Raw genomic sequence first — 12596 nt, 5'->3', positions numbered from 1 at the left:
GCTGCGAAAAGGTACAGGATGCATGTCGTCGATCGACATGCCCGACCTTTTCGCGCGTCTTGCCGCACCTCATGGTTCGACAGAAATCACCGCCACCGACTTCGACGGCAGGGTCATCTGCACACGCCCCTGATCAACGCGCGCGGTGATCGGGCGCGGCACCACGCTATCGGGATGCTCGTAGCTGTTGATCGCGTCGACGCGGTCCGCGGTCAGCACGGTTCCCGACGCCGAACGCCCACGGACACCGTCGATCTGCACGTCGATCCGCGCGGGCTGATTGGGATCGACGTTCGTCAGCGCGATCCACACCTTGCCATCGGTGCCGCGCGCCGCGATCGCATCGATGCGTGGCACGGTCACGTCGCCGAAGCGATAGCTGCCGGCATCGAAGCTGATCGGCAGCCGCGTCGCATCCTGGAACGGCACATACATTTTGAACAGATGATAGGTCGGCGTCAGGACCATCTTCGGACCATCGGTCAGGATCATCGCCTGCAGCACGTTCACCATCTGGGCGATCGCGGTCATCCGCACCCGGTCGGCATGGCGCGTGAACATGTTGAGGTTGATCGACGCGATGATCGCGTCGCGGATCGAATTCTGCTGGTGCAGGAAGCCGTCGCGGCTGCCCGGCAATTTCTCCAGCCAGACGCCCCATTCGTCGATGACGAGCGGCACCCTCTTCTCGGGATCGTAGGTGTCCATCACCGCCGAATGGATGCGGATCATGTCCTCCATCTTCAGCGTATCCTTGACGAGCGTGGCATATTCGCGCTCGCCGAAGCCGGTGCTGGCATATCTGGGCGGCCACGCGACCCAGGTATAATTGTGCATCGACAGCCCCTCGATGCTCCACGCCCAGTCATGTCCCTTCCAGGCGCGCATGACCGCCTCGGTATAATCGGTGTTGGGCGATCCGGGGCCGACCGCGATCCGGCGCATCGGGTCGGTGCCGGCGACCGAGCCGCCGGCCGGATTGTCGGTGCCGTTCTGCTCGATGTTGAGATTGCGTGCGAAGCGCGCGTAGCGCTTCATCTCGTCGACATAATAGTCCGGCTTGTACGCACCGCCACAGCTCCAGCTTTCGTTGCCGATCCCGAGGAACTTGACCCGATAGGGCGCGCGGTGACCGTTGGCGGCGCGTTCCGCGCCCGCCGTCGTCCCGGGATCGGCGGTCATATAGGCCATCCAGTCGGCGGCCTCCTTGACGCTGCCCGATCCCATGTTGACCGAGATATAGGCGCCGGACCCGATCTGATCGAGGAAGTCGAAGAATTCGTCGGTGCCGAAATCGTTCTTCTCGAGCGCATTGCCCCAGCTGCCGTTCACCGTCACGGCACGCTTCGCGCGTGGGCCGATGCCGTCACGCCAGTGATATTCGTCCGCGAAACAGCCGCCCGGCCAGCGCACGCTCGGCACCTTGAGCGCGCGCAGCGCGCCGACGACGTCGCTGCGGATCCCGCGGACATTGGGGATCGGCGAGTGGTCCCCTACCCAGATGCCGCCATAGATGCCCGACCCCAGATTTTCGGCGAACTGACCGAAGATGTTGCGATCGATCCGGGGGCCGGTGCCGTTGCCGGTGACCGTCACCTTTACCGCAGCCTGCTGCGCCGGCGCGGCGCTGCAAACCGTCGCCAGGGCGATCGCCGCCATGCCAAACCGTGCTTTCATGCCGCCCTCTCCCACCATCGCCGTCTGTCACGCGACGCTTTGCCGGAAGGGTAGGAACAGTTGGAGCGCGGCGCAACGATCATCACGGGCGGGCCGGACTGCTGATGGGCGAGGCCGATCACCGCTGGTCCGTTGCCGAACTGCCGGTGGAGAAGGCGGAGCGCACGCTAGCCAAGGCGTCCGCGTACGGAAGGTCAGCGCTGCGAACCGCGGAGGCCAGCCTGCAGGCCCGGCAAGAACCGAGATGGGTTGGACGAATTCCGTTTGATATGCCTTTGTCGATTGCCGACGGCTGCGAGCGCTGACGGCGGTCGCAGCCTCCACCGGTGAGCCTTTGTCGATCGATGTCGACCCAAGGATTGGCGCACCGTCTGGATCGGCGATGACGCGATCATCGGAGCTGGCGGCAGCGTCACGGGCGATGGTGCCGCCACGTCACGGTCGCGGGAATCCTGCATGCGCACTGGCCTCGACTATAGTTCAACAGTGATCATCGGCCTGATCGCTGTAACTGCAGGCATTCGACTCGCTGCATACGCCGCCCGACGTCCGGCACCTGTTCATCAATCTTGGCCCGGCGGCGCCCCGACACGCCGCGGCGCAAGGCGCAAACGCAACGTCAACAATAGGTTATCGACAGGACGAACAGGCGGATGGTAGCCTCCCGCGATACGGCGAAGGGGGTGTCAGCTGTCTAGAGTTCTCAAGGCGGCGGGAGGAGACCCACGGTTCGCGCCGACGACCACCAAGAAGCTTGCCCAGCGCATGCTGAGTGCGTCTCGCGAGATCGCAGCCTCCCTCCCCCATGGCTATCACGCGTCGACGCCGCTCGACACACTCCTGCTGCTCCATGTGGCGGAGGACGACGCCCGCTATCTCGAGATCGGCGAACTCGACGTTCCCGGCGCGACGTCGCCAAGAGTCGTGGCACGATGGGTGGCGGCACTGGAGAAGGAAGGGCTGATCGACCGGCGGGACAGGTTCCTGGCGCTCAGCGAGAAAGGTCATCGGCTCGTCATCGCCACCATGGAGGCCGTGTACGCGGCTCAGCGAGCGCTGGATTGACCATGCGAAACCGAGCCTAAGGCGTGGCACCCTCCGACGATGGGCCCACCGTGTCGCCTGTCGGCGAGATCGGGGATCGGCCGAGCTTCATGCGACGCCTCGGCGCCGCCGTTCGACCGATCGACGACGCCGCGGAGATCCAAGCGACGGCCTGCGCCATGCTGGACGAGGAGTTCCGGGCGGATCGGAGCGGCTATGCGGAAATCTCGGCGACGGACGGGTCGGTGACGGTGGTCAGCGACACCGCCATCGTCTCTCCATATCTGATCGGGGATCATCAAACCGCCGCTTTCGCGATACCGTTATGCGACCGACTTCGCCGGGGCGCGGTCGATGTCCGTAGCGATGTCGCCGATGATCCCGCTTTGACCTCGGTCGAGAAAGCCGCTTATGCCGGCTTGCGGGTCGGAGCCGCGATCGCCCTTCCGCTGTTCGAAGGTGTCGCGCTGCGCGCCTTCATCTTCCTGCACTACCGGCATCCCCGGAGCTTCAAGGATGCCGATGTCGAAATCCTGCAGGAGACGTCGGACCGATTGTCGACGGCCATCGATGCTTCGCGCGCCAAAGCCGCTCTGCGCATCAGTGAGGCACAGCTGGCGGCGGCATTCGAAAGCGTGCCCGCCGGGATTGCCATGCTCGACACGCAGGGCCGCATCGTCGTCGCGAACAGCGAATATCGCCGCTTTTTGCCGGGAGGTATCATGCCGTCGCGCGATCCGGCCAACCGGGGCCGATGGCAGGCATGGAACGACGAAGGCGGGGTACTCGCGCTTTACGATTATCCCGGCGCCCGCGCCTTGCGCGGTGAGCGCACCGTGCCTGGACAGGAAATGCTCTTCCGCGTCGATCAGGATCGACATGTGTGGACCAGGGTCGCCACCGTTCCCATTCACGACGAACAGGGACGGGTCACTGGCCAGGCGAGCGTGATCAGCGACATCGATGCGCTGAAGCGCGCCTCCGAGGCGTTGCGGGAAAACGAGGCGCGTGCGCAGCTGCTGATCGACGGCGTCGCTTTGGCGACTTGGGAAACGGCCAGCGACGGGCTCGTTGAGACGGACAGCCCGAACTGGCGCGCCTATACGGGGCAAAGCTTCGACGAGTGGAAGGGCCAGGGCTGGCTCAGCGCGATACATCCGGACGATCGTACCGCCATCAGCGAGAAATGGCGCGAGACTGTTCGTAAGCGGCGCAGCATCGACGCCGAATATCGGCTGCGCAAGGCGAACGGCACCTACCGCTGGATGAATGTCCGCGCCGTGCCGCTGCGCGACGAGGCGGGTCACGTCGTCAAGTGGCTCGGCATGAACATCGATATCGACGAGCGCAAGCGGCTGGAACGGGCACTGGAGGGCAGCGAACGCCGCACCCGAGTCGTGCTCGAGGGAATCCCCCAGCTGCTCTGGCGGGCGGACTGCTCCACGGAATGGACTTGGGCCAGCCCGCAATGGCTGACCTTCACCGGTCAGTCCGAGGCGGACAGCCGAGGTTTCGGCTGGCTGCGCATCCTCCATCCCGAGGACAGGGCCGCGGCCTTGTCCGCCTGGACCGAAGCGGCAGCGGTCGGCTGCTTCGAGGGTGAGCACCGGTTGCGCCGGCAGGACGGCGCCTATCGGTGGTTCGCGATGCGCGCCAAGCCGATCCGCGACGCAGCCGGACACATCGTCGAATGGCTCGGCACCGCGAACGACATCGACGATCTCCGTCAGGCGCAGGCGCGCCAAGGCGTGATGGTCGCGGAGCTCCAGCACCGGACCCGCAACCTTATCGCAGTTGTGCAGGCGCTGTCAGAGAAGACGCTCGACGGCGCATCGTCGCTCGCCGACTTCAAGACGCGCTTCGCCGATCGCCTGTCGGCCCTCGCCCGTGTGCAGGGCCTGCTCTCGCACGCCTGCGCCGGCAGGAAGGTCACCTTCGACGCGCTGCTGCAATCCGAACTGTGCGCGCTCGGCGCCAACGATGGCGATACCCTGGATGCTCGCATCATCCTGCGCGGGCCATCCGGCATTCCGCTGCGGTCGGGCGCCGTGCAGGCTTTGGCGTTGGCGCTGCACGAGCTCGCCACGAATGCGGTCAAGCACGGCGCGTTGACCGTCGCATCGGGCAGGCTGGCGATTGCCTGGTCGGTGACGCGGCAGGATGGCCAACGCGGGATCCTGACCGTCGAATGGATCGAAAGCGGGCTGGCACCGCCCCGCGCCGCCGGGAAGGATACGCGCGTCGGTTACGGACGCGAGCTGATCGAACGGGCGCTCCCGTTCCAGCTGAAAGCCAGAACGAGCTACACCTTTACCGACGACGGCCTCCGCTGCACGATCAGCGTACCGGTGGTCGCGGATCGCCACGAGAGTGAGGAAGACCGATGAGCGAAGCCCTGCTGCACGATCGTCGCGTTCTGGTCGTCGAAGACGAATATATGATCGCCGAGGCGGTGAGCCGCAATCTCCGCAAGGCCGGCGCGACGGTGATCGGCCCCGCATCGGACGTGGAAGGGGCGCTGGCCTTGCTGCTGGAACACGACGATGTCGATTCCGCCGTGCTCGACATCAATCTGGGAGAGGCGAAGGTCTATCCGGTCGTCGACGTCCTGCTCGCCCGCGGCGCCAGATGCGTCTTCGCCACGGGCAACGATCGCGCCGATGTCCCCCCCGCCTATGCGTTGCTCAAACGGTGTGAGAAACCGATCGATACATCCTGCATCGTCAAGGCATTGCTCGACGGTGACGGGGGCGGGACACGCGCTGCGGGAACGGACGATCCATCCGCCATGACGAATCTCCGCGAATGCCTGGCTTACCTGATTACCGTTGCCGAGGAACACGGCGAAACGCTGCTCGTGGCAAAACTATGCGAAGCCGCAGACGTCGCAGCCGAGATATAAACGGCACCATCGTCGCGGGCATGAGGCGGCACGGCGGTCGGTTCAAACACCCCTGACGCGGCCTCGATCAGATACGCCGGGCGGTCGGGCGGCTTCCGAGCTGATCGAGCGCGTCCGCATTGTCGCGACCCCAGGCGTAGAGCAGCTCCACCGGTTCGACGAAGCGTTGGCCGAGCGCCGTGAGCCTGTACTCGACGGCCGGCGGAATGGCGCTGAACACATGACGGGTGACGAGTCCCACCTCCTCCATCTCGCGCAGGGTCTGGGTCAGCATCTTCTTGGACACGCCGGGCAGGCTGCGCTGCAACGCCCCCGTCCGGCAGGCGCCCTGATGCCGGGCGTGCAGCGTGTGCAGAACCATGCTCGTCCACTTCGTCGCGAACAACGCCAGCACGCGCCGCGGCGCGCAATCCTCACGCCATTCGTCCTCGATCGATCCCGGCTGCATATGTGGTTACCTCCCGGTGCCTGGCCCCCTGTTTGGTGCCGTCTAGAACCCGGGCGATCCGCTGCCTAGCTCTGGACGATCGAGACACTGGGAAGGATCATCATGGCCAAGACAGCATTGGTGGTGGGCGCGAGTGGTATTGTCGGCAGCGCGACGGCAAAGCTGCTCGTCGAGCAAGGCTGGACGGTATACGGGCTCGCCCGACGTCCCACCGGACAAGCCGGCCTCCGTCCGATCGCGGCCGATCTGCAGGATGCCGCAGCGACGAAGTCGGCGCTCTCCGGCATCCATCCGGACGCCGTGTTCATCACCACCTGGCTGCGTCAGGACAGCGAGGCGGAGAACATTCGCGTCAATTCGGCGATGGTGCGCAACCTCCTCGATGGCTTGCCCAAGCCGACCGGGCCGAGACACGTCGCGCTCGTCACCGGCCTCAAACATTATCTCGGGCCGTTCGAGGCCTATGGCAAAGGCACGCTGCCGCAGACGCCGTTCCGCGAGGAACAGGGCCGGCTTGACGTCGAGAATTTCTATTATGCGCAGGAGGACGAGGTGTTCGCGGCGGCGGCGCGGGACGGCTTCAGCTGGAGCGTCCATCGCCCGCACACCGTGATCGGCAAGGCCGTCGGCAATGCCATGAACATGGGGACGACGCTGGCCGTCTACGCCACCCTCTGCCGCGAGACCGGCCGCCCCCTCGCCTTCCCCGGCTCGGCCGCCCAATGGTCGGGGCTGACCGACATGACCGACGCCGGCCAGCTGGCCCGACAGCTGCTGTGGGCCGCAGAGACGCCGGCCGCGCACGATCAGGCGTTCAACATCGTCAACGGGGATGTCTTCCGCTGGGCATGGATGTGGGGTCGCATTGCCGATTGGTTCGGGCTGGAGGTCGCGCCCTTCGATGGCACACCGCGGCCACTCGAACAGCAAATGGCGAATGATGGCCCGACGTGGCGTCGCATCGCCGAACGCGAAGGATTGGCCGAACCCGATCTCACCCGGCTCGCCTCCCCCTGGCATACCGATGCCGATCTCGGCCGCCCCATCGAAGTCGTGACCGACATGTCGAAGAGCCGCCGGCTCGGCTTCACGGCCTATCAGCCGACCGACGATGCCTTCTTCGCGCTGTTCGAGCAGCTGCGTGTCGATCGCCTGATCCCCTGACCCGACTTATACGAGAACGCCCATGACCCATGATCATCGCCACGATGCCGATTACGCCAGCCGCGACGCTGCCATCGCGATCAACACCTACACCACCGTCCTGAAGCGGCCGCAGGTTCCCCATGAGGTGTTCGCGACCTATTGGCGGGACGTACACGGACCGCTCTGCTCGCGGGTGCCGGGATTGGGGTGGTACGTGCAATATCATCTCGACCGCGAACAGGACGCGCACCTCTGGCCGGCGCAGGCGGGAATCGAACCCTTCCCCGACTATGTGCTCGATGGCGGGGTGGAGATCGGCTTCGCCGATGCTGCCGATCAGGCGACCTTCAACGAAGCATCGTCGATCCTCTTCTCGGACGAGCAGAATATGTTTGCTGCGACGATCGCCTATGCGCTGCCGCACGGCTCGCGGACGTTGGTCGACCGGATCGTCGACCCCAGTCCGAACGGCAACGATGCGTTGGATCGCATGCACATCCACTTCGGCCCGGGTGCCAAAGACCCGGACGCGTTCGCTGCGTTCATGACGGCTTTTGCCGAAGCGCTCGCCGCCGACCCGGCGCTGCTGCGCGTCCGCCTGCATCTGCCAGAAGTCTATGATAATGGCGATCCCGCGCCCCCCGCGCCGGACGTGGCGCACACCGTTCCGCCGGAACGCGAGCGCCTGGCGATCCTCGATCTCACCTTCGCCACGCCGCTGGTTCGGCGACGCTTCTTCGCGTCCGACGTCTTCTCCGATACGGTCGAGGCGCAGAAGCAGCATATCGGCCACGTCACGGCGTTCGCGGTCAGCGGCATGTACACCTATGTCCGCGACAAGACGCTGACGCTTGCCGGTCTGAGGGGCAGCCGGCCGGCGCAGCTCATCGAGCGGCTCGGCGCGGTCAATCAGGCCGATGAGGCTGTTCGTCATCTGATGCTGACCGGCAGGCTCGATTGACGGTCGCGTGTCAGCTGCCGTCGTCAACGAGGATGGCCGCCGATCGACCCGCCCCTGAAAACCCGCATTCGGCCGACCGAGGCGAACGGCTTGCGTCCCTGCCGATGCCGTTCGTCGATGAGGACCGCGTGCTGCCGCGCGCGGCGGCCACCCCGGAAGCCGGCGCCTCAGCCGGCCGATAGCCCGCTCATCCCATCGTAAGGTTCGCGGGTCATGGTCTCGTATCGAGCCGCCGTGACGATGCGGAGACTATGACACGACGCTCGGCTTCGTCCCTGGCTGCATAGACAGCAGCCTGATCCAAATGGGCCTTCCTCTCTTGAGGCGAGGCGGAAGCCGCTGCTGCTTCGAGTTCGGCAAGAGCGAGTCGCGCAAAATCGGTCTCCGCTGATCGCTTGGACAAGGCTGCTCCAGTCTCTCTGCTCGGATTCGGGGTCTGGAGGTACGCACACCGCCGGGAAAATACGCCTCGACCCGACAGCAAGATCGTTCACCCGTTTGATCACGTCGACCAGCCGCGCCCGATACGTCTGGAGATTGGCTCTTGATTGTCGGAGGCCGGCCGTCGGATCGACCTGTCGCAAGCTGGTCCAACGTTGGGACCCATTTGATGTGAGCATCGTACCGATTGAGCGGCTGTTACCGTATTGTCCCAAGAGCCATGGCAAGCCTCTGGTGAGCAACCCGCGGATGTTGCGCGGCATCATCTTCGTCGAACGCAACGGGCGGCTATCGATCCCCCGCCCGGGGCACAAATCCTCGACGGTCCGCAGCGACAACGGGAGGCGCACGGACAGCAGCACCGCCAAGCCAATCACCGCAGGTGACGCGTTGACGTAGCGAAACGGACTGCCGGGCTTGCGCGGGCGGAACATATGCCCGCCCCACCCGCGTTCGCTTGGCAGCCGGTGCACCTGCTTTGACGGAGCCATTGGGCATCCTCCGCCCGCTGATCGAGCCTCGCGATACCGCGTCGACCATTTCGCGACGTCAAGCAGCAACGTCGCGCCAATCCTGCGGCTCGCCTTGATCATCGCTGTGTCGGCGGCAGGCGTAGCTGAACCGCGGCAGACGATCGTGTTCACGGTCTATGCAATCCGAGCTCGCCATCAGGGGGCATGGCCCGCCGGAAGACCACTTACCGCGATCGACGCCGCATGACGCCAAGGCCGCCAAAAAGTGTTCGCCGCCCTTGGCTGGAACGGATCAGACGCTGGTGGCGGATCGTAAGGCGTGGGTTCTAAGCGAGGTCTGACCGTCGCTTGATGCGGCCGGCGGGCGACGATCACGAGGGGTATGATGCAAGATCCACTGTCGCCGGCCGAACGCAGGATGCTGCACGTCTTGCACCGTAGCTGGCTCATTCCAGCGGTCGTGAAGAATGCGGTCAGGCGCGAATATGCTCAAGGCAATCCGGGCTTGGCGCTCGGCTTTCTGGCGCTGTGGCAGGTGGCTTTTTACGGCGCGACGACCGGACTGGTTCTGGCGATGATGAGGCTGTGAGGTCGATCGATCCTGCCGCGTGCATGGCTTCGGATCGCCATGGACGGCGCAGGTCCCGAATTGACCCCCAACCTTTTCTGGTAGGAGCATTGGAACGCGGATAGGCGGCCAGAATGAGCGAGATTGAAAGACTGGTCCCATCAGGGGTTATTGATCAATGGGTGTCCCATCTGAGGCGGCAACGCTCGCGGGCGCAGGATGCGTTATGGTTGCTCGATCAGGGCTTCACGATCCACGACGGTCGCGACGGTATCGCCACTGCCGATGCTTCCGATCGCTGGCGACGAGAGCAGGCCGCGGTCGTGGATGATGTCAATCGGCTGCTGGAGCTCTACGATCGTATCAACCTGCGCTCCTCGGAGTTCGTCGCCGCGGAGCGTACGACGGGACGCAGAGCGACGGATCCGAAAAAGGCTAAAGAATAATCCAAGGCAGGGGCAAAAGCGTGAGCAGAGACAACACCATCAGCACGATCGAACGGGCGTTCCAGCTTGCGCGTGCCGGAGCGTGCCATTCGGTCGGCGACATCCGATCACAGCTGACTGCGGAAGGCCATGACGGCGTTCATGGTCATCTCAACGGGGCCAGCATCCAGCGTCAGCTGCGGGACGTTCTGGCGGCACGCGGCGTTGACGCAAAACCGGATGACGCAGACATAGGGTCTTGAGGCGGGAGTTGGGCAAGGTGCCATCGATGATGGTGCCGCCGAGCCCGACAACGATCCCGCTCAGTGCGTCTCGTGGAATTGTGGTGGATTAGGTCCGAGCTGGGCCGCACTTACGGTAGGCGAGGCATTGCCCTTGCCGACGAGCCGGGCCGTCCGACACTCCTCTTCCTCCTTGCTGCGCCATGTCTCTGCCTGGCCTGTATCATCCGCCTTCTGATAGGCCTGCTTCACCGCCCGCGCAGCCGCACAGCGCTCGGCGGCGCTGCCCTTGGCAAATGCAAGGTCGTAGGTCTGCTCAGCCTGTTTCGCCGGGCTTGAGCATGCCGCCAGCGCCAGGCCCATTCCCATCCCCACCAGAAGCCACCGCATCGCACGCTCCTCACCCATTCCGCGCCTGGCGCGATGGTACGGACACCGTCACGATCGACGGCGTCATCGCCTGCACAAAGCTCTGAGCGACCGAGGACGTTCCCAATTTCCGCGACACGACAGGGTTGCTATTGCCGGAACATATGTAGAACGTCTTTGGTATCGATGAACTCGGAGTCGCCCATGTCGCCCCGCGAAAACCTTCGTCCACTCGCTGCTGCGTGCGGCGAGAGCCTCGCCGATCTGCCTGCGCTAATCGGGCGGTCCGCCACCTATTCCGATCAATTTGTCACGCGAGGATTGCCTGGACGCCTGCCATCGGATGGCTGCCTCCACCTCGTGAGCTGTCGCACCGTCGAAGAGCGGACGTTCGACGCCCGCGACCCATGGGAGCCGGCACATTGAGGCTGATGACACGCTCCGAGTTGCGGACACTGATCCGGGTGGCGTTCACCGTGCTGAAGCCTGCGCCGAAGCGGGTGATGGGCCTGACCGACGAGGCAGCGCGCGATGCGGTGGCCGAGGATCTGGTTCAGCGAATCATGGGCGAGCCGCGCAGCGAAACGGTGATCCTGCAACCCGACCTGACGGGCGGCGCCTATTCGCGGGTCGGCGAATGGGACGTTCACGAACCGCACCCATGCCCCGATCTGCTGAAACGATGATCGCGCGCTGTCACCCCTGCCCAAGCAACGCCGTGGAAGCCGTCGACGAGCTTCATGTCGAGACGCTGTGGCACAGCCGCATCGCCACGATCCACGAACATCTCCCGGGGGATGGAGCCGGCGCGAAGTGGCAGGCTGCGTTCCGCGCCTTTGCCCGTGCTGCACGGCAGGCGCTTCGATCACAGATGCTGCCCCGCCTGCGTGCCGCTACTTCGTAACGTCGGGCAACCGGTTATTACCTCGCCGATCAAAGGCATTGTCGGTATCGACAGCATCGTGCGCCCGAATGGCGTTCCATTCCGCTTTCGTGTGGCAGATCCGTTTCGGCAGAATGGTGCCGGTGCTTGGATCTTGGCGGCATATCTTCTTCTCGCTGCCGTCGTTGCGGCTTGGGGATGGAGCGGCTTGGCCAGTGAAAGTCAGTGCGACGGAGGCCATCAACGCAAGAGCTATCATGGTATTCTCTCCCTTCGGCGGGAGGCTACGCCAATAGGTTACGTAAGCCAAGCTGACCCTGCTCGGCGCGACTGTATGGCGCGCGATGACGGATGACCATTATCGACCATTCAGAAGCACTGTGTCTTCACTCAAAAGCGGTCTTTTGTTCATCCCGATTCGCAGTCGCTATCCGACTCGGGCTTCCCGGCCGCCATGATCCAGACTGCGCTCATATGTCACCTGGTGCCTGACGCGGCCGAGCACCGATGGCGGCGCTGATTGAACCGGCATACACTGCATACGGGCCGCCGCCTCGATGAGAACGGGCGAAAGTCCTGGAGGCGACGGTGCTCCGTGTATGGCGTCATTAGCCAGGATCCGTGCTGGGCGGGGTCGCCTGGTATTGCGGCGTCAGCCTGTGGCGGTTGCTCGGCTATATCTGGGACGAGATCGTCATCGTCGCCGCCACCACCTCGACCGAGACGGTGCTGCCGCGGCTCATCCAGAAGCTGCGCAAGCTCGGCTGCGAGGAGAGCGTCGTCGGCTTTGTCATCCCGGCAGGCTATTCGTTCAATCTCGACGGCACCTGCCTGTACCTCACCACGGTCGCGGTATTCCTGGCGCAGGCGACGAATACCGAGCTGACCGTCTGGCACGAACTCGGGCTGATCGCGGTGCTGTTGCTCACCTCCAAGGGCGCGGCGGGGATCGCCGGGGCGGCGTTCGTCGTGCTGGCGGCGACGCTCAACACGACCGGGACGATCCCGGTGGCGAGC

14 protein-coding genes are annotated in these 12596 nt (G+C 64.7%); 10 read left to right on the top strand and 4 right to left on the bottom strand.

The window, feature by feature from the left end; translation table 11 throughout:
- Positions 1-69 precede the first annotated feature (69 nt).
- Positions 70-1677 (bottom strand): alpha-N-arabinofuranosidase, encoded by a 1608-nt coding sequence (locus BW41_RS08615; protein WP_037533677.1) that lies wholly within the window; start codon positions 1675-1677, stop codon positions 70-72.
- A gap of 104 nt (positions 1678-1781) precedes the next feature.
- On the opposite strand from BW41_RS08615, the gene BW41_RS08610 reads away from it, so the two are divergent.
- The 4 genes from BW41_RS08610 (at position 1782) to BW41_RS08595 (ending at position 5623) form a co-directional block, all read left to right on the top strand.
- Complete coding sequence (locus tag BW41_RS08610) at positions 1782-1982, top strand: hypothetical protein (RefSeq protein ID WP_037533676.1); 201 nt, start codon at positions 1782-1784, stop codon at positions 1980-1982.
- 460 nt (positions 1983-2442) lie between these two features.
- The gene (locus BW41_RS08605) at positions 2443-2742 is read left to right on the top strand and encodes a hypothetical protein (protein WP_037533674.1); all 300 of its coding nucleotides are present in this window, start codon (positions 2443-2445) and stop codon (positions 2740-2742) included.
- A gap of 50 nt (positions 2743-2792) precedes the next feature.
- Positions 2793-5108, top strand: coding sequence for a PAS domain-containing protein (locus BW41_RS20075; RefSeq protein ID WP_051583372.1), 2316 nt, complete (start codon positions 2793-2795; stop codon positions 5106-5108).
- The gene (locus BW41_RS08595; protein WP_051583371.1) at positions 5105-5623 is read left to right on the top strand and encodes a response regulator; all 519 of its coding nucleotides are present in this window, start codon (positions 5105-5107) and stop codon (positions 5621-5623) included. Before BW41_RS20075 ends, BW41_RS08595 begins: the two co-directional genes overlap by 4 nt.
- A gap of 67 nt (positions 5624-5690) precedes the next feature.
- Here BW41_RS08595 and BW41_RS08590 read toward each other — a convergent pair whose 3' ends face one another.
- Positions 5691-6071 carry a winged helix-turn-helix transcriptional regulator gene (locus BW41_RS08590; RefSeq protein ID WP_037533673.1) on the bottom strand — a complete coding sequence of 127 codons (381 nt, stop codon included), beginning with the start codon at positions 6069-6071 and terminating at the stop codon, positions 5691-5693.
- A 102-nt stretch (positions 6072-6173) separates the two neighbouring features.
- Here BW41_RS08590 and BW41_RS08585 point away from each other — a divergent pair, with 102 nt between their 5' ends.
- From BW41_RS08585 to BW41_RS08570, 4 genes are all read left to right on the top strand, one after another.
- Positions 6174-7235, top strand: coding sequence for an SDR family oxidoreductase (locus tag BW41_RS08585; RefSeq protein WP_037533670.1), 1062 nt, complete (start codon positions 6174-6176; stop codon positions 7233-7235).
- A gap of 22 nt (positions 7236-7257) precedes the next feature.
- Positions 7258-8178, top strand: coding sequence for an EthD domain-containing protein (locus tag BW41_RS08580; protein WP_037533668.1), 921 nt, complete (start codon positions 7258-7260; stop codon positions 8176-8178).
- Between the two features lie 1299 nt (positions 8179-9477).
- Complete coding sequence (locus tag BW41_RS08575; protein ID WP_152542217.1) at positions 9478-9681, top strand: hypothetical protein; 204 nt, start codon at positions 9478-9480, stop codon at positions 9679-9681.
- Between the two features lie 113 nt (positions 9682-9794).
- Complete coding sequence (locus tag BW41_RS08570; RefSeq protein ID WP_051583370.1) at positions 9795-10106, top strand: hypothetical protein; 312 nt, start codon at positions 9795-9797, stop codon at positions 10104-10106.
- A 302-nt stretch (positions 10107-10408) separates the two neighbouring features.
- Here the strand turns inward: BW41_RS08570 and BW41_RS08565 are convergent, their stop codons facing one another.
- Positions 10409-10717: a hypothetical protein gene (locus BW41_RS08565; protein ID WP_152542215.1), complete on the bottom strand. Its 309-nt coding sequence runs from the start codon at positions 10715-10717 to the stop codon at positions 10409-10411.
- Positions 10718-11142: 425 nt separating this feature from the next.
- Here BW41_RS08565 and BW41_RS08560 point away from each other — a divergent pair, with 425 nt between their 5' ends.
- Positions 11143-11382, top strand: a complete 240-nt coding sequence (locus tag BW41_RS08560; protein WP_152542213.1) for a hypothetical protein — start codon at positions 11143-11145, stop codon at positions 11380-11382.
- Between the two features lie 207 nt (positions 11383-11589).
- On the opposite strand, the gene BW41_RS20935 is transcribed toward BW41_RS08560, so the two are convergent.
- A complete protein-coding gene (locus tag BW41_RS20935; protein WP_152542211.1) occupies positions 11590-11838 on the bottom strand; it encodes a hypothetical protein in 249 nt (82 codons plus the stop codon).
- 362 nt (positions 11839-12200) lie between these two features.
- On the opposite strand from BW41_RS20935, the gene BW41_RS08550 reads away from it, so the two are divergent.
- The coding region (locus BW41_RS08550) for a cation:dicarboxylate symporter family transporter (protein ID WP_037533658.1) at positions 12201-12596 on the top strand (396 nt) is incomplete at its 3' end.

The sequence above is a fragment of the Sphingomonas sp. RIT328 genome, from assembly GCF_000632225.1.
GTDB lineage: Bacteria > Pseudomonadota > Alphaproteobacteria > Sphingomonadales > Sphingomonadaceae > Sphingomonas > Sphingomonas kyungheensis.
Note: the sequence above shows the minus strand (reverse complement) of the source record. Positions and strands in the feature narration are given on the sequence as shown.